Annotated in this window: 14 protein-coding genes, 1 tRNA gene and 1 other RNA gene; 11 read left to right on the top strand and 5 right to left on the bottom strand. The window is 69.8% G+C overall.

Features of this window, described 5'->3' with window-relative positions; all coding sequences use genetic code 11:
* Nucleotides 1-331 precede the first annotated feature (331 nt).
* On the top strand, nucleotides 332-1,147 hold the full coding sequence (locus tag GP2_RS14050; protein WP_006901185.1) for a tyrosine-protein phosphatase: 816 nt from the start codon (nucleotides 332-334) through the stop codon (nucleotides 1,145-1,147).
* Nucleotides 1,148-1,187: 40 nt separating this feature from the next.
* Here GP2_RS14050 and GP2_RS14045 read toward each other — a convergent pair whose 3' ends face one another.
* A complete protein-coding gene (locus GP2_RS14045; protein ID WP_083900247.1) occupies nucleotides 1,188-1,985 on the bottom strand; it encodes a MerR family transcriptional regulator in 798 nt (265 codons plus the stop codon).
* A 59-nt stretch (nucleotides 1,986-2,044) separates the two neighbouring features.
* Nucleotides 2,045-2,539, bottom strand: coding sequence for a hypothetical protein (locus GP2_RS14040; protein ID WP_006901183.1), 495 nt, complete (start codon nucleotides 2,537-2,539; stop codon nucleotides 2,045-2,047).
* Nucleotides 2,540-2,661: 122 nt separating this feature from the next.
* Here GP2_RS14040 and tgt point away from each other — a divergent pair, with 122 nt between their 5' ends.
* From tgt to GP2_RS14025, 3 genes are all read left to right on the top strand, one after another.
* Nucleotides 2,662-3,921 (top strand): tRNA guanosine(34) transglycosylase Tgt, encoded by a 1,260-nt coding sequence (gene tgt / locus GP2_RS14035; RefSeq protein WP_006901182.1) that lies wholly within the window; start codon nucleotides 2,662-2,664, stop codon nucleotides 3,919-3,921.
* Nucleotides 3,922-4,197: 276 nt separating this feature from the next.
* Nucleotides 4,198-5,628, top strand: a complete 1,431-nt coding sequence (locus GP2_RS14030; RefSeq protein ID WP_006901181.1) for a hemolysin family protein — start codon at nucleotides 4,198-4,200, stop codon at nucleotides 5,626-5,628.
* Nucleotides 5,621-6,631, top strand: coding sequence for a hemolysin family protein (locus GP2_RS14025; RefSeq protein ID WP_006901180.1), 1,011 nt, complete (start codon nucleotides 5,621-5,623; stop codon nucleotides 6,629-6,631). The genes GP2_RS14030 and GP2_RS14025 overlap by 8 nt, the downstream gene beginning before the upstream one ends.
* Before the next feature lie 9 nt (nucleotides 6,632-6,640).
* On the opposite strand, the gene gluQRS is transcribed toward GP2_RS14025, so the two are convergent.
* Nucleotides 6,641-7,555, bottom strand: a complete 915-nt coding sequence (gene gluQRS, locus GP2_RS14020) for a tRNA glutamyl-Q(34) synthetase GluQRS (RefSeq protein ID WP_006901179.1) — start codon at nucleotides 7,553-7,555, stop codon at nucleotides 6,641-6,643.
* A 184-nt stretch (nucleotides 7,556-7,739) separates the two neighbouring features.
* Between gluQRS and GP2_RS14015 the strand changes: the two genes are divergently transcribed.
* Together GP2_RS14015 and GP2_RS14010 are read left to right on the top strand one after the other, a co-directional pair.
* Entirely contained in the window at nucleotides 7,740-8,792 is a 1,053-nt protein-coding gene (locus GP2_RS14015; RefSeq protein ID WP_006901178.1) for an ATP-dependent DNA ligase, read from the top strand.
* Nucleotides 8,793-8,797: 5 nt separating this feature from the next.
* The gene (locus GP2_RS14010) at nucleotides 8,798-9,880 is read left to right on the top strand and encodes a DNA polymerase domain-containing protein (protein WP_006901177.1); all 1,083 of its coding nucleotides are present in this window, start codon (nucleotides 8,798-8,800) and stop codon (nucleotides 9,878-9,880) included.
* A gap of 55 nt (nucleotides 9,881-9,935) precedes the next feature.
* Here the strand turns inward: GP2_RS14010 and GP2_RS14005 are convergent, their stop codons facing one another.
* Both GP2_RS14005 and GP2_RS14000 read right to left on the bottom strand, forming a co-directional pair.
* Nucleotides 9,936-10,892, bottom strand: coding sequence for a calcium/sodium antiporter (locus GP2_RS14005; protein ID WP_006901176.1), 957 nt, complete (start codon nucleotides 10,890-10,892; stop codon nucleotides 9,936-9,938).
* Between the two features lie 112 nt (nucleotides 10,893-11,004).
* On the bottom strand, nucleotides 11,005-11,853 hold the full coding sequence (locus GP2_RS14000; RefSeq protein WP_006901175.1) for an NmrA/HSCARG family protein: 849 nt from the start codon (nucleotides 11,851-11,853) through the stop codon (nucleotides 11,005-11,007).
* 80 nt (nucleotides 11,854-11,933) lie between these two features.
* Here GP2_RS14000 and GP2_RS13995 point away from each other — a divergent pair.
* The 5 genes from GP2_RS13995 to GP2_RS13980 all read left to right on the top strand — a co-directional run.
* A tRNA-Ser gene (locus GP2_RS13995) sits at nucleotides 11,934-12,019 on the top strand.
* Between the two features lie 125 nt (nucleotides 12,020-12,144).
* Nucleotides 12,145-12,239, top strand: an RNA gene (gene ffs, locus GP2_RS21255) — signal recognition particle sRNA small type.
* A gap of 74 nt (nucleotides 12,240-12,313) precedes the next feature.
* Nucleotides 12,314-13,588, top strand: coding sequence for an aspartate aminotransferase type Ic (locus GP2_RS13990; protein WP_006901174.1), 1,275 nt, complete (start codon nucleotides 12,314-12,316; stop codon nucleotides 13,586-13,588).
* 109 nt (nucleotides 13,589-13,697) lie between these two features.
* Nucleotides 13,698-15,146: a glycosyltransferase 87 family protein gene (locus GP2_RS13985; RefSeq protein ID WP_040527080.1), complete on the top strand. Its 1,449-nt coding sequence runs from the start codon at nucleotides 13,698-13,700 to the stop codon at nucleotides 15,144-15,146.
* Between the two features lie 43 nt (nucleotides 15,147-15,189).
* Nucleotides 15,190-16,571 (top strand): DNA polymerase III subunit gamma and tau (locus GP2_RS13980; RefSeq protein ID WP_006901172.1); only part of this gene is annotated, 1,382 nt, incomplete at its 3' end.

Raw genomic sequence — 16,571 nt, 5'->3', positions numbered from 1 at the left:
TGTCCCTGAGGGTCGCCGAGACCGGACAACCCTGCTCTGGCTGCGACGACAGTGCGGTGCTCGGGGGCCATTTTCAGGTTGCCGGGCCGGCGGCCGACGCCCGATTCCTGCCCCTCGAGCGCTGTCGCAACGGTGTCGGAGCGCGTGTCGGCAAGATGGCACGCGATTTCACTTACCGGCCGGGAAGCTCCATCTTCCAGGGGTTGTCGGGCTTCGGCGGGCCGCATCCGCCGCCGAGCCGTCCGCGGGCGGCTCTTGAGCGGCACGATATCCGCTTTCTTCCTCGGATACGCGGGATCGGGACGATCGGGGAACTGTCAGAATCGTCGCCATGACCCAACCGAAACATGCTCACGCCATCGAACTCGCGACCGTTCCCAATCTCCGCGACCTCGGCGGCTGGGTGACCGCCGACGGTCGGAAGGTGCAGACCGGCCGCGTCTACCGGTCCACCGAACTCCACCGTCTCGCCGGAGACGACCGGACGAAGTTCGAGGAGTTGGGCATCACGCTGATCTTCGATCTGCGGACCGCGGCGGAGCGGCAGGCCGCGCCCGATCCGAACCTGCCCGGGGTCACCGACGTGCCGCTCGACGTTCTGGCCGACTCCGCGACGGCGATCCCGGCCCACCTCAACGCGGTGCTCGCAGACCCGGCGATGGTCGCCAAGGCCAACGAGGCACTCGGCGGCGGCAAGGCCGAGAGCCTGATCGAGGGCACCTATCGCCAGATCGTCACCCTGCCCAGCGCCCGGGCGGCCTACCGGAAGTTCTACGAGGAGCTGGCCGAGCCGTCGACCTCGGGTGCGGCGCTCTTCCACTGCACCACCGGCAAGGACCGCACCGGCTGGGCGACGGCCACGTTCCTCACCGTGCTGGGCGTGAGCCGGGACGAGGTCTTCGAGGACTACCTGCTGACCAACGACGAACTCATCCCCGCCCTGCACCCGATCTTCGCGGCCTTCGAGAAGGCCGGCGGCGACCCGGATGTGCTGTCGGCGCTCCTCGGCGTCCGGCGCGAGTACCTCGAAGGCGCCTTCGACGAGATGGCCAAGGAGTTCGGCGATATCGACGGCTACTTCACCAAAGGCCTGGGGCTGGATGCGTCGGTTCCCGAGAAGCTTCGGGAGCGCTACCTGGAACAGTGAGGCCGGCCGCCACGGCCGGGATGCGGGCCGATGCCGCGGATCACCCGCGCTTCGCGGCGTTGGCCCGGATCACCTCGCGCAGGTAGACCGCGAGGCCTGGGGCCGCCTCGTCGTAGTGCGCCGTGAAACGCGGGTCGGCGACGTACATGTCGGCCAGGCCCACGTGCATCTCGTGGCTGCAGTCGTAGAACCGCCCGACCTGCGCGCGATGTTCTTCTGCCAGTGCGTCGGCCTCCGCCGATCCCGGCGTCACCCCGCGCAGCATGGCGTCGGCCAGACGGCGCTCGAGGTCGTCTGACTCGGCCTTGATGCGCTTCCAGTCCTCCTTCGAGTACTCGGACGCGCGCGTCTGGCTCTGGCGCCACGCATCGGTGTCGCCCCAGCGTTCCTCCGCCTCGGCGGCGTATGCGTCCCCGTTCCAGTCGTCGCCGAAGATCTCCGCCTGCTCGGTGGCGGACAACCGGATTCCCTGCTTCTTGGTGGCCATCATCTCCTCCACGGCCGCGACCATCCGACGGAGGCGATCGATCCGTTTCGTGAGCATGTCGCGCTGGGCGCGGAGGTGATGCAGTTCGTCCGCATCGGGATCGTCGAGCAGGGTCGCTATCTGCTCGAGAGGAAAGCCGAGTTCCCGATAGGTCAGGACCCGGTAGAGCCGCTCGACGTCGGCGGCGTCGTAGACGCGGTACCCGGCCGGGGTGCGCGCCGAGGGCGTGACCAGTCCGATCCGGTCGTAATGATGCAACGTGCGGACACTGACACCGGCCATGCCGGCGACCGCTCCGACCGTCAGCGGCGGCGTCGGTCGTGCTCGTCGGGAGCCTTCCCCATCACTCACATCGCTCACCTTCGGGCCTGACGCCGCGTCAGGGTCAAGTCCTGCGCGCCGGGCAGGGGCTAGGGCGCGAAGCCGATGACCGACTCGCCCTTCTGGCACGCGGAGAGGACACCGCGCAGCTGAGACGGGCCGCAGGTCCAGCCCGACACCTCGTGCTGTGTGCCGGTGGCGATCTTCGGGCCGTACTCCGCCCCGATCTCGTCGGCGGTCTCGCAGCTCACGTCGCCGGCGAGGATCGTGACGGTCAGTGCGCCGTCGGGGCCGGGGACGGTGCCGCACTGGGTGCCGGGACCGCCGGCCTCGGAGGCGGTCGCCCCGGAGGTCGTGGTGCGGGAGGTCGCGGGTGTCGTCGCGGGCTTGCGCCCGGCCACGACGGGCGCGGAGGCGTTCGGGCTCGCCGGCGCAACCGCGGCGCTCGAGGTGGCCGTGTCGGTGACATCCTGTTCGCCGCCGCACGCGGTGAGGGTCAGCAGGGCGAACGACGCGCCCACTGCCGCGGTGGCGACACCGGTGGCGATCTTCCTCGGGCGGGTCAGCACTCGTGGGCTCGACATGGTCCCACCGTATCGAACGGCGCCGTCGCGCCATCGCGTCGTCGCGGCGACGCAGGCCGATGCCGGGACCCGCCCGCGTCGCCGGTTTGGGATGGGCGTCGGCGACCTGCGAAGATGCTGCGGTGAGCAGTACCGAGAGTTTCGTCGCCGATCGTCCTTTCACCGTCGGCACCACCCTGCCCGGCACCCGGGGGCGCACCGGGGTGATCTCGACTCCCCACGGACAGATCCGCACGCCCGCCTTCATCCCGGTGGGCACCAAGGCCACGGTGAAGACCGTCCTGCCCGAGTCGGTCGCCGACCTCGGGGCGCAGGCGGTGCTGGCCAACGCCTACCACCTGTACCTGCAGCCCGGCCCGGAGATCATCGACCAGGCCGGGGGCCTCGGCAAGTTCATGAACTGGCACGGGCCCACCTACACCGACAGCGGTGGCTTCCAGGTCATGTCCCTCGGGGCGGGCTTCAAGAAGGTCATCGCGATGGAGGTCGGCAACCCCGACGACACGCTGACCGCGAACGGCCGCGAACGGCTCTCGCGCGTCGACGACGACGGCGTGACCTTCAAGTCGCATCTCGACGGGTCGGCGCACCGGTTCACGCCGGAGGTGTCGATGCGGATCCAGCACCAGCTCGGCGCCGACATCATCTTCGCCTTCGACGAGCTGACCACTCTGATGAACACCCGTGCATACCAGGAGAACTCGCTGGAGCGCACCCGGCTGTGGGCGATTCGTTGCCTCGCCGAGCACAACCGGTTGAGTGCCGAGCGCGCGCATCGCCCGCAGCAGGCGCTGTGGGGCGTGGTGCAGGGGGCGCAGTACGAGGACCTGCGGCGCAAGGCCTCCCGCGATCTCGTCGCCCTCAGCGAGGCGGACCGCGCCGCCGGTGGAAAGGGCTTCGGCGGGTACGGGATCGGCGGGGCGCTCGAGAAGCACAACCTCGGCACGATCGTCGGCTGGGTCAACGACGAGCTGCCCGAGGACGCGCCGAAGCACCTGCTGGGCATCAGCGAACCGGACGACATCTTCACCGCCATCGAGAACGGCGTGGACACCTTCGACTGCGTCTCGCCCACCCGCGTGGCCCGCAACGGCGCCATCTACTCGCTCGACGGCCGGTACAACATCACGAACGCGAAGTACCGCAACGACTTCCGTCCGCTCGATCCCGAGATCGAGAACTACACCTCGCAGTACAGCCGCGCCTACATCCATCACCTGTTCAAGGCGAAGGAGGGGCTCGCCGCGACTCTCGCGACCCTGCACAACGTGTCGTTCATCGTTCAGCTGGTCGATCGGGCCCGCCAGGCGATCGAGGACGGGAACTACGTCGAGTACCGCGACGAGTTCCTGCGTCGCTACTACGCCTCGAAGAAGGACTGAGCGTTCCGGACCCACCGGCGGATGTGGGGCGGGTCACGGAACCCGGCCGCGGTGCCGCACGTTGTCTGACCAGCGCAGACTTGCGCGACCGGTCGACGACTCGGCACCCTGTACGGGTACCCGAGCCCAGCGAGAGAGAAAGATGAGACGCGCCAAGCGCCGAAAACGCCGACGGCACCACCCGGCACACAGACCTGAATCGAGTCCCGACCCCGCGGCCGCCCGCGGGGACTCCCACCCTGACGCTCTCCTCGTCGCCGACGATCGGACGCTCTCGTGCTGACGATCGCAGGCATCGGCCTCGGGGTGCTGGTGGTCCTGCTGATCACCGCCCTGACCGGCTACTTCGTGGCCCAGGAATTCGGCTACATGGCGGTCGACCGCTCCCGCCTGAAAGCCCGCGCCGAATCGGGTGACCCCGCCGCCCGGCGCGCGCTCTCCGTCACCCGTCGCACGTCGTTCATGCTCTCCGGGGCCCAGCTCGGCATCACCGTCACCGGCCTGCTCGTCGGTTATGTCGCCGAACCGCTGATCGGCTCGGGGATCGGCGACCTGCTCGGCGAGGTCGGCATCCCGCTCGGCGTGGGTGTGGCGATCGGCACCGTCGTCGCGATCGGCTTCTCGACCGTCATGCAGATGGTCTTCGGCGAACTCTTCCCCAAGAACCTCGCGATCGCGCGCGCCGAGCCCGTCGCCCTGTGGCTGGCGAGGTCGACCACCGTCTACCTCGCTCTCTTCGGCTGGCTGATCGCGCTCTTCGACAAGGCCTCGAACCTGCTGCTGCGGGCCCTGCGGATCGAACCGGTGCACGACGTCGAGCACTCGGCCTCGGTGCGCGACCTCGAGCACATCGTCGCGGAGTCCCGCGACGCCGGCGAACTGCCCGCCGATCTGTCGGTCCTGCTCGACCGGGTTCTCGAGTTCCCCACGCGCACGGCCGAACACGCGATGATCCCGCGTCCGCACACCGACCACGTCGACGCCTCGGTCACCGCCGAGGAGTTGCTCGCGCTGATGGGCGGCGGACACACCCGCTACCCGGTCGTGGCCGGCCCCGGCGACGAGGTGCTGGGCGTGGTGCACCTGCACGATCTGCTCGACTGGTCGCACGCGATGACGACGACCCCGGCGCAGGCCGACCCGCATGCGACGGCCGGAAGCCTGTGCCGTCCGGCGGTCGTCGTGCCCTCGACACTGCCCCTTCCCGAGGTGCTGGAGACCCTGTCCGACGCCGACGAGGAGATGGCGATCGTGATCGACGAGTACGGCGGCTTCGCCGGCGTGGTGACCGCCGAGGACATCGCCGAGGAACTGGTCGGCGAGATCGATGACGAACACGATCCCGAGACGTCCGCCGTCGTCGAGAAGACCGGGGACGGCTGGATCGTGCGCGGTGACGCCCACGTCGACGAGGTGTCGCGGGCGATCGGACTCGAACTGCCGGAAGGGGATTACGAGACCGTCGCCGGTCTGGTTATCGCCGTGTACGTCGGCCTGCCGCAGGAGGGGGAGACGGTGACCGTCACCATCGAACCCGACCCCGCCGCGATCCTCGACGACGAGGAGCCCGACCCTCGGGTCGTCCGGGTGACGGTCCTCGAGGTCGACAAGCACGTCCCCGCACTCGTGTCCATGCGACCGGAGGCGGGCGAGGCCCGCGATCTCGTCGCGGGGGCCGGCGCAGGGCAGGAGGCCGACGATGAGTGACCCGTGGATCGTCGCGGTGCTCACGGTGGTCCTGATCGCCGCGAGCGCATTCTTCGTCGCCGTCGAGTTCGCCCTCATCGCGGCCCGACGCCACCGGCTCGAGGACGCCGCGGCGTCGAGCAGCAGCGCACGCGCCGCACTCCGCAGCGCGTCGGAGCTCTCGGTCCTGCTCGCGGGATCGCAGCTCGGCATCACCGTCTGCACCCTGGCGCTGGGTTCGGTCACCAAACCGGCTGTGCACCATTGGCTCACGCCGTTGTTCACCGGCTGGGGACTGCCCTACTGGTCGGCCGACATCGCGGGCTTCGTGCTGGCCCTGGTCATCGTGACCTTCCTGCACCTGGTGGTGGGGGAGATGGCGCCGAAGTCGTGGGCGATCGCGCACCCGGAGCGGTCGGCGATCGTGCTGGCCCTGCCGATGCGCGCCTTCATGTGGGTGACGCGCCCGGTGATCGTGCAGCTGAACCGTCTCGCCAACTGGTGCCTTCGGCGTGTGGGTGTCGAACCGGTCGACCAGGTCGCGGCCGGCCAGGACAGCGACGCGCTGCGGCACCTGGTGGAGCACTCGGCGACGGTCGGCACCATCGACGAGCGCTATCACGCCCACCTGACGAGCGCGCTGGAACTGGAATCGCTCACCCTCGGCGACGTGGTCACCCCCCGCGACCGGCTCGGCTCGGTCCCGCCGGCGGCCGGCCCCGCCGACATCCAGACGGCCGGGCGGACCTCGGGGCATCTGCGGCTGCTCGTGCGGGAGCCGGGCGGCGGAACCGTGCACGGAGTCGTGCACGTCCGCGACAGCCTGCAGGCCCCGGCCGGGACCACGGCCGCCGACCTGATGCGACCGGTCCTGCGGATCGACGCCGGCCGGCCGGTGTACGAGGCCCTGGCCGCCATGCGCGAACGCCGTGCCCACCTGGCGCTGGTCACCGACTCCGGTCGCGCGATCGGTCTGGTGACCCTCAACGACCTCCTGCAGCGGCTGCTGGCGACAGCGGCGTAGGGGGCGGGGTCAGTCCCACTCTCCCGGATGCAGGATCCAGGGAGTGCGGGGGAGTGCTGCGGGGTCGAAGCGCTCCGCGAGCGTGGGAAGGTCGGCGACCTCGCCGGGCGCGGCGAGCCCGAGCGACCGCGCGATGTGCGCCAGCACCCGCTCGGACGACACGCCCCGGGCCGCCAGGTCGGCGAGGGTCACCGCGCCGTCGCGCTTCGACAGGCGCACGTGTTCGGGGTTCAGCACCATCGGCACGTGCGCGTATGTCGGCGGCGTCTCGCCGAGCAGGGTGGCGAGGTAGGCCTGACGCGGGGCCGAGGAGAGCAGGTCGTCGCCGCGGACCACCTGGTCGACCCCCTGTGCCGCGTCGTCGACCACCACCGCGAGGTTGTAGGCCGGGGTCCCGTCGTTGCGCTGGATGACGAAGTCGTCGACCATCCCGGTGTAGCTGCCGTGGAGCAGGTCGGTGACGGTGAACTCGCTGGTCTCGGCGCGGATGCGGACGGCCGGGGGTCGACCCGCGGCGATCTTCTCGGCGCGCTGTGCGTCGGTGAGGTCGCGGCACGTACCGGGGTAGGCGCCCTGCGGCGCGTGAGGCGCCGACGGGGCCTCGAGGATCTCGCGACGAGTGCAAAAACACTCGAAGGTGCGCCCGGCAGAACGCAGTTCGTCGATGATCCCCGCGTAGATCGCGCGCCGGTCGGTCTGGTAGACGACCGGTTCCTCCCAGTCGAGGCCCAGGGCGGCGAGGTCGTCGAGCTGGCGCCGGTCGGCCCCGTCGACGGCTCGATCGAGGTTCTCCATCCGGATGAGGAAGCGGCGGCCGGTGGTCCGTGCGAACAACCAGGCGAGCACAGCGGTACGGAGGTTGCCGACGTGCAGGTCACCGGAGGGCGACGGGGCGTACCGGCCCGCTGCGTGCTGTGTCGACATCGCGTCGAGGGTACCGCTTCGGAGGCGGCGAATCCGGCGCGCCCGGGTCGGGCGATGAGAAATCGGGGCCTCGCCGGTCTGTCCCTCACGATGCACCCACCCGAGCATGACCCTGCCGCGGCGGCCGCCGCGATGCCGGCCCGAATCGTTGCGCCCGCCACGAGATGTGAGGAACAGTGAACCCATGGATCTCCCGGTGATGCCACCCGTCGCCCCGATGCTGGCGAAGGCGGTCACCGCCGTGCCCCATCAGCCCGACGGCGAGACGGTCTTCTCGTACGAGCCCAAGTGGGACGGATTCCGGGCGCTCGTGTTCCGGGACGGGGACGAGGTCGTCATCGGCTCGCGCGGGGGCAAGGACCTGGCGCGATACTTCCCGGAGATCGTCGAGGCGGCCAGGGCCGAACTGCCGGACAAGGTCGTGCTCGACGGCGAGATCGGGGTGCCGGCGCTCATCGGCGGCACCCACCGTCTCGACTGGGACTCGCTCACCCAGCGCATCCACCCCGCCGAGTCGCGGGTGACCATGCTCGCCGAGAAGACGCCGGCGATCTTCATCGGGTTCGACGCGCTCGCGCTGGGCAACACCTCGGTGGCCGACGAGCCGTTCGAGGTCCGGCGCGAGGCGCTGCTGCGCGCGGTGGGGCGCCCCGAGCGCGATCGCAGCTTCCACGTCAGCCGGGTGACCACCGACCCGGCCGTCGCCGAGGACTGGTTCTCCGCATTCGAGGGCGCCGGCCTCGACGGCGTGGTGGCCAAGCGCCTCGACGGCCCGTACGTCGAGAACAAGCGGGAGATGCTCAAGGTCAAGCACAAGCGGACCGCGGACTGCGTGATCATCGGCTACCGGATTCACAAGTCGGGCACCGGACTCGGCTCCATGCTGCTCGGACTGTACGGCGACGACGGCGAACTCCGGATGGTCGGCGGCGCCGGCGCCTTCTCCGACGCCAAGCGGATCGAACTGCAGGAGATGTTCGAGCCGATGCGGCTCGACCCGGACAAGGCATCGCCCGGGGAGCCCACCCGCTGGCGGTCGGAGAGATCGGGGGAGTGGATACCCATCCGCCCGGAGCTCGTGGCCGAATTCGCCTACGACCAGATGGAGAAACAGCGCTTCCGGCACACCGTGAAGTTCCTGCGCTGGCGGCCGGACCGCGACCCCGAGAGCTGTGGTTACGACCAACTCGAGGTCCCGCTCACCTACGACCTGCACGACGTCCTCGAAGGGGAATGACGCCCATGCCATCTCGTTCTCCCGCAGAAGAACTCGACGTCGACGGGATCGCCGTGCGTCTGAGCAACCCCGACAAGATCTACTTCCCCGAACTCGGCGAGAACGGCGGTCGCAAACGGGATCTCGTGGGCTACTACCAGACGGTGGCGCTCGGCGTCGACGGCGGAGGCGACGGCCCGCTGATGCGGGCGACGCGGGACCGGCCCACGTTCCTGCAGCGCTTCCCCGACGGCGTGGAGGGCGAGGAGATCTATCAGAAGCACATCGCCAAGAAACGGCCCGAGCACGTGCAGGCGACGCCGATCGTGTTCCCCTCCAAGCGAACCGCCGATGCCCTGCGCCCCACGGTCCCCGCGGACCTGGTGTGGGCGGCCAACCTCGGCACCGTCACCTTCCACACCTGGCCGACCCTCCACCCCGACAACGATCACCCCGACCAGTTGCGCATCGACCTGGACCCGCAGCCGGGGACCACATTCGACGACGTGCGCCGGGTGGCCATCGAGGGGCTGAAGCCGCTGCTCGACGAGCTCGGCTACAGCGGCTTCGTCAAGCTGTCCGGCGGACGCGGCATCCATGTGTACGTGCCCATCGAGCCGCTGTGGGATTTCATCGCCACCCGGCGCTGCGTCATCGCGATCGCCCGCGAACTCGAACGCCGCGACCCCGACAACGTCACCACGTCGTGGTGGAAAGAGGAACGCGGGGAACGCATCTTCATCGACTTCAACCAGAACGCCCGCGACCGGACGATGGCGGCCCCGTACTCGGTGCGGCGCAGCGCGATCGGGCGGGTCTCCGCGCCGGTGACCTGGGCGGAGCTGGCCGAGGTGAACCCGGACGACTGCACGATGGCGACGGTCCCGAAGATGCTCGCCGAGCGCGGCGACCCGTGGGCCGACATCGCCGACCACCGCCGCGGGATCGAGAAGCTGCTCGAGATGGTCCACCGCGACGACGAGAACGGGCTGGGGGACATGCCGTATCCGCCGAGCTACCCGAAGATGCCGGGGGAGCCGCCGCGGGTGCAGCCGTCGAAGAAGGTCGCCTCGCACTGGGACGAGAAGGGCAATCGGATAGCGGACTGACCTCGCGGCCGCGATCACCGACGGGCCGAACACCGACGGGCCGAACACCGACGGGCTACGTGCGGAACACGAGCAGGACGACCAGGTAGATCACGTACAACGCCACGAACCCGATGCCCTCGAGCCGCGACACGCGCCGGCCGGAGACGAACACCGGGATGCAGAGCACGGCGACGGCGGTCATCAACGGAATGTCGACCCGGATCAGGTCGCTGGTCACCTCGATCGGCTTCACCAGCGCGGTCACGCCCAGGATGAACACGATGTTGTAGACGCTGGAGCCGATCAGGTTGCCGATCGCGAGGTCGCGGTCGCCGCGGATGGTCGACATCAGGGTCGTGACCAGTTCGGGCGCCGACGTGCCGATCGCGACGATGGTCAGGCCGATGAACGCCTCGCTCACCCCGAGGTCGGTCGCGATCGACACCGACCCGTCGACCAGCCAGTCCGCCGCCACCACCACCGCCGCGATGCCGCCGAGGAGTTCGAGGGCGCGCAGCCACAGCGGGCCGCCTTTCGCGGGCAGCTCCTCGGCGATCTCCTCCTCCACGGGGGTGGCCCGCTCCCGGAGTTCCGACCGGATCGCCGCGGCCGTGTAGCCGATGCCGAGGAGCAGGAGGATCACGCCGTCGATCCGCCCGAGCGAGCCGTTGAGGCTCAGCACCAGCATCAGCACCGCGCTGATCGACATGGCGGGCAGGTCGAGGCGCAGGGTCTGCTTCCCCAGGGCCAGTGGCACCATCGCCGCGGAGAGGCCGAGGATCAGCAGGATGTTGACGATGTTGGTGCCCGCGATGTTGCCGACCGCGAGGGGCCCGGCGTCGTTGAGCGTCGCGTCGATGCCGACCGCCAGCTCGGGCATGCTCGTCCCGACCGACACGATGGTGAGGCCCACGAGCAGCGGGGACACCCCGAGCCGGGTGGCGATCGCCGATCCGCCGCGGACGAGGAACTCCGCGCCGATGACGAGCCCGGCGAGGCCCGCGACGACCAGTCCTGCGTCTACGAGCATGCGTGCGCCCGACTCGTCAGATGCTGGGCTCGGTGGGTGTGCACCCGACGATCATGCGGCATCGGACGGCAGCGCGCCGCGCCGAGTTCGCGGGATCGGCGGTGCCGCCGGATCACCGATGCAGGGCCTCGGCCGCCCAGTTGGCGAAGGACTGCCAGCCGACGTCGGGGAAGCGGGCGTGCAGGGCCGGGATGTCGACCTCGTAGCCGCGATCGCCGAGGAAGGCGAACATCGCGCTCATGTCCGGGGACGGGATGCGTTCGGGATCATATGATTCCGCGATCACCCGGGTGCCGAGGACCTCGCCGGCGATCCGGGCCATCTCGTTCGGGGTGGGTTGATCGGAGGCGATCTCGATGCGCTCGCCCACGTGGTCGTCGGGTGTCGCGAACAGGCCGGCGACGAACCGGCCGAGGTCACGGCGCGAGAGTTGTTGCAGCGGTTTGTCGGCCGGCATCGCGATCGGCATGACCCCGGCGGCCAGCGCGTCCGAGCTCGCGAGCAGGTTGTCGTAGAAATACGCCGGGGCGACGACGGTGTGCCGGATGTCGGTGGCCGCCAGCATCTGCTCGACCTCGAACTTCGAGTCGAAATGCGGCACCCCGGTGCCGCGGTCGGCCGAGGCCACCGACGAGAACACCAGGTAGGGAACCGACGCGGACGTCGCCGCCTCGATCAGCGCCCTGCCCTGCGCGATCTCCGCGGAGACCCCGGACTCGAACGGCGTCGTCATCGCGAACACCCCCGAGGCGCCGGTGAACGCGTCCGCGAGCCCGATGCCGCTGACGACGTCGCCGACGGCGATCTCGACTCCGCGCCCGGCCAGCGTCGCGGCCTTCGACGACACCGCATCGCGGACCAGGGCCCGCACTCCGAAACCGGCCTCGAGCAGCGCGTCGACCACGGCGCCGCCCTGGCCTCCGGTTGCCCCGATCACGACGACGGGAGAGGAATCGGACATGGCTTCGACCCTAATGCGGGTGACGCGGGTCGCAAGCGGTTTGGGCGAGCGGACGTCAGGCCGCTATCATCGCCAGCGTTGGAGGATTCGCCTAGTGGCCTATGGCGCTCGCCTGGAACGCGGGTTGGGTTAACAGCCCTCAGGGGTTCGAATCCCCTATCCTCCGCCGCGAGAGGTCCGCGGTGATCGTCACGATCGCCGCGGACCTTCGTCGTTTCTCGGGGTTTTCGCAGGTCGTGACGTTGGGGAAGGGTCGGTGTCGCACCCCTTCGAGCGCTCGCTACACTGGACGACGGATCCCGCGCGGCGTGCATCCTGTGAACTCCCCCAGGGCCGGAAGGCAGCAAGGGTCAACGGGCTCTCTCGGGTGCGCGGGGTCCCCTTATCTCCCATTCACATTTCTCTGGTCTGCGGCGTCGGAACCCCCGCATTTCGGCGTCGTGCCGCGAAAGGTCCTACGTTGAATTTCCACTCGATGAGTGCCGACCGACTTCGCGACACCCAGGCGGATCTGAAGAAGCGTTACGACGACCTCAAGGCGCTGGGCCTCAGGCTCGACCTCACCCGCGGCAAGCCGGCGCCGGAGCAGCTCGACCTCTCGAACGCGCTCCTGTCGCTGCCCGGCGAGGACTACCGGGACGGCACCGGCACCGACACCCGCAACTACGGCGGCCTCAAGGGCCTGCCCGAGCTGCGCGCGATCTTCGGCGAGCTGCTCGCCGTCGATCCGGAGAACCTCATCGCCTTCGGCAACTCCAGCCTCGAGCTGATGCACGACCTCACGGTCTTCGGGCTGCTGCACGGCACCCCCGACTCCGACGAGCCGTGGGGCCGCCAGAAGATCAAGTTCCTCTGCCCCGTACCGGGTTATGACCGGCACTTCGCCATCACCGAGAGCTTCGGCATCGAGATGATCCCGGTTCCGATGCTCCCGGACGGCCCCGACGTGCGCCTGTGCGCGGAGCTCACCGCCGGCGACCCGAGCATCAAGGGCATGTGGGCCGTGCCCACCTACTCGAACCCGACCGGCGTCACCTTCTCCGAAGAGGTCACCCGCGGGCTGCTCGAGATGCCCGCCGCGCCCGACTTCCGCATCTACTGGGACAACGCCTACGCGGTGCACACCCTGGTCGACGCGCCGCCGACCCCGCTGCCGGTCATCGAGATGGCGGCGCAGGCCGGTCACCCCAACCGCGTGTACGTGCTGGGCTCGACGTCGAAGATCACCTTCGCCGGCGGCGGCGTCGCGTTCTTCGGCTCGTCGCCGGAGAACGTCGCGTGGTTCTCCAAGTACCTCGGCTTCAAGACCATCGGCCCGGACAAGGTGAACCAGCTGCGCCACCTGCGGTTCTTCGGCGACGCCGACGGGGTGCGCGCCCACATGGCGCGCCACCGCGAGATCATCGAGCCGAAGTTCAAGATCGTGCTCGACATCCTCGAAGACCGGCTCGCCGAGTCGAAGGTCGCCTCCTGGTCGGAGCCCGAGGGCGGCTACTTCATCAGCCTCGACGTCATCGACGGCGCGGCCCGCCGCACCATCGAGCTGGCCAAGGAGGCCGGCATCGCGCTGACCGCGGCCGGCTCGGCGTTCCCGTACAAGGTCGACCCGCACGACCGGAACATCCGGCTCGCGCCGACCTTCCCGAACACCGACGACCTCCGGGCCGCGATGGACGGGGTGTCGACCTGCGTTCTGCTCGCCTCCGCCGAGACGCTGCTTGCACAGCAGTCCTGACCGGCCGACGCGACACGCCGTCGGCGAAACGCGGTGGCGGAGTTAGATTGATCTCATTGGCGGGCGAGCATCCCGGTATGGACCGTCTCTTATGACAGTCTTGTAAATCGTGAATCTGCCCAGGCCGGTTCTTCTCGCATCCGGGTTCGCCATCTTCGGGGTCGTCGCTCTGGCACTCCAGGATGTCGTCGTGCCCTGGGGAGCCCAGTTCTGGGGTCTGATGAACAATCAGATCGACCTGGCCGTCTACCGACAGGGAGCGGAGGCGGTCACCGAGGGCGCGAACCTCTATGACATGAAGATGATCGGCGACCTCGACTACACGTACTCGCCGTTCTCCGCGTTGCTCTTCACACCCTTGGCGCTGATCTCCTTCGACGTCGCGCGCTGGATCTGGACCATCGGGATCGTCGTGGCGCTCTACGCGGTGGTCATGCTCAGCTTCCGCGCCCTCGGCCGGACGCCGACCTGGCCGTTGCGGGTCGTCGCGATGTCGCTGGTCGCGGCGTCGATGCTGCTCGAGCCGGTGCGCACGACCATCTGGTACGGGCAGATCAACGTCTTCCTGATGCTGCTGATCCTGGCCGACCTGACGCGTCCGGACACCTCGCGGACCAAGGGTTTCGGCGCCGGCATCGCGGCGGGCATCAAGCTCACCCCGCTGATCTTCGCCGGGTACTACGCCGTCCAGCGGAACTGGCGGGCGTTCAGCGGCGTCCTCGGCGGGTTCGCGCTGACCGTGCTGGTCGGCTTCGCCGTGCTCCCGCGGGACTCCTGGGCGTACTGGACCGACAAGCTGTTCCAGTCCGAACGGGTCGGCTCCGCGCAGCTGCGCGGCAACCAGTCCCTGCGCGGGATGCTGGCCAACCACCTCGACACCGATCACCCGCCGACCCTGCTGTACGGAGGGCTGGCGCTGGCCGCTCTCGTCGCCGGGTTCGCGGTCGCGACCTACGCCCACCGCAAGGGGCAGGAGCTGCTCGCGCTGAGCATCGTCGGCATGACCGCGTGCGTGGTGTCCCCGATGTCCTGGGGTCACCACTGGGTGTGGTTCGTGCCGGTCATCGTCATCGGCGTCCACCTGGCCCTCGACGCCCGGCTCGCCCCGGTACGCCGCGGACTCGCCGCGGCCGGGGCGATCGCCCTGTTCCTGATCGTGTTCGCGTGGCCGACGCACGTGCCCGAGCTGGTGCCCGACGCCTACTACACGGGCCTGTACGTGAAGACCCGCGTCACCTGGATGAACTGGTTCACCGTCAGCCCCTACCTCTGGTGCTACCTCGGAATCCTGGTCGCCGCCGTCGTCGCGCTGCGGGTGTCCGGGCGTCGTGGCGCGACGGCCGACCCGACCGCGCCGGTCATCGCGAGGGGCGTCGCAGCGGCCGTGATCGCCGACGGCGGCCTGCCCGCGGAACCGGCCGCGTCCTCGTCCGACGGCGATGGTCGACCGGTGGACGCGGGCACGCGGGATGCCGCCGCCAGAGGTGATGACCTGGTCGGAACGGCCGGCGAGCCGATGGCCGACAACCCGGACACGGGGGCCACCCCGGCAGTGTGAGGCAGGGTCCTCGGGTGTCACCGTCCGCCGGTACTCTCGACGCGTGGCTCTGTATCGCACCTATCGCCCGGCTACCTTCGCCGACGTCGTGGGGCAGGAGCACGTCACCGAACCGTTGAGCCGCGCCCTCGACTCGGGGCGCATCAACCACGCGTACCTGTTCTCGGGTCCGCGCGGTTGCGGCAAGACGTCGTCGGCGCGAATCCTGGCGCGGTCGTTGAATTGTGTCGAAGGCCCCACATCCCGTCCCTGCGGTGTGTGCGCATCCTGCGTCGCGCTCGCCCCGGGCGGCCCCGGCAACCTCGACGTGATCGAACTCGACGCCGCCAGCCACGGCGGTGTCGACGACACCCGTGAACTCCGCGACCGGGCGTTCTACGCGCCGGCCGAGTCGCGCTACCGCGTGTTCATCGTCGACGAGGCCCACATGGTCACCAACGCGGGCTTCAACGCGCTGCTGAAGATCGTCGAGGAGCCGCCGGAGCACCTGATCTTCGTGTTCGCGACCACCGAACCGGAGAAGGTGCTGCCCACGATCCGGTCGCGCACGCACCACTACCCGTTCCGCCTGCTCGCGCCGCCCGTCATGCGCGGCCTCCTGGAGAAGATCTGCGAGAAGGAGGGCGTGCGCGTCGCGCCCGAGGTCTACCCGCTGGTCATCCGCGCCGGCGGCGGATCGCCCCGTGACTCGCTGTCGATCCTCGACCAGCTCCTCGCCGGTGCCGACGAGGACGGCGTCGCCTACGAGCGCGCGCTCGCGTTGCTCGGCGTCACCGACATCGCACTCATCGACACCGCCGTGGAGGCGTTGGCCGAGGCCGACGGCGCCGCGTTGTTCGGCGCCGTGGAGAAGGTCGTGGACGCCGGGCACGATCCACGGCGATTCGCCGTCGACCTGCTCGAGCGCCTGCGCGATCTCATCCTGCTGCAGGCGGTCCCCGACGCCGCCGACCGCGGACTCGTGGAGGCGCCGGGTGATCAGCTGGCGCGGATGCAGTCCCAGATCGCCAAGCTCGGTCCCGCGTCGTTGACGCGGTTCGCCGAGATCGTGCACGACGCGCTCGGCGAGATGCGCGGCACCACCTCGCCGCGTCTCCTGCTCGAGGTGATGTGCGCGCGGATGCTGCTCCCGGCCGCATCCGCCGACGACGCCGCGCTGCTGCAACGACTCGAACGCCTCGAGTCCGGCGTCGGCACGACGTCGATCCCGGTGCCGCCGAAACCGGCCGAACCCGAACCGGAACCGAAGTTCATCCGGCCCTCGCAGCGCAAGGCGATGGAGGAGGCCAGGGCCGCCGAGGAAGCCCGGCGCGCTGCGGCCGAGGCCGCCGAAGCCGATGTGGCAGAACAGGTTCCAGTCGCGCAACCGATGCGGCCGGCACCCGACGCGCCGTCGGCGGCAGCCCGGCCGGTGCCGCCCGAGCC

Origin of the sequence: Gordonia paraffinivorans NBRC 108238 (genome assembly GCF_000344155.1) — a bacterium.
GTDB lineage: Bacteria > Actinomycetota > Actinomycetes > Mycobacteriales > Mycobacteriaceae > Gordonia > Gordonia paraffinivorans.
This window is presented reverse-complemented; position numbering and strand designations above follow the sequence as displayed.

Excerpts from the sequence above, each read along its gene's own strand:
- GP2_RS14000 (WP_006901175.1), bottom strand. The coding sequence starts at position 11,853 with ATGTCCGATTCCTCTCCCGTCGTCGTGATCGGGGCAACCGGAGGCCAG.
- GP2_RS14025 (WP_006901180.1), top strand. The coding sequence starts at position 5,621 with ATGAGTGACCCGTGGATCGTCGCGGTGCTCACGGTGGTCCTGATCGCC.
- GP2_RS14050 (WP_006901185.1), top strand. The coding sequence starts at position 332 with ATGACCCAACCGAAACATGCTCACGCCATCGAACTCGCGACCGTTCCC.
- GP2_RS14010 (WP_006901177.1), top strand. The coding sequence starts at position 8,798 with ATGCCATCTCGTTCTCCCGCAGAAGAACTCGACGTCGACGGGATCGCC.
- GP2_RS14015 (WP_006901178.1), top strand. The coding sequence starts at position 7,740 with ATGGATCTCCCGGTGATGCCACCCGTCGCCCCGATGCTGGCGAAGGCG.
- gluQRS (WP_006901179.1), bottom strand. The coding sequence starts at position 7,555 with ATGTCGACACAGCACGCAGCGGGCCGGTACGCCCCGTCGCCCTCCGGT.
- GP2_RS14005 (WP_006901176.1), bottom strand. The coding sequence starts at position 10,892 with ATGCTCGTAGACGCAGGACTGGTCGTCGCGGGCCTCGCCGGGCTCGTC.
- GP2_RS14040 (WP_006901183.1), bottom strand. The coding sequence starts at position 2,539 with ATGTCGAGCCCACGAGTGCTGACCCGCCCGAGGAAGATCGCCACCGGT.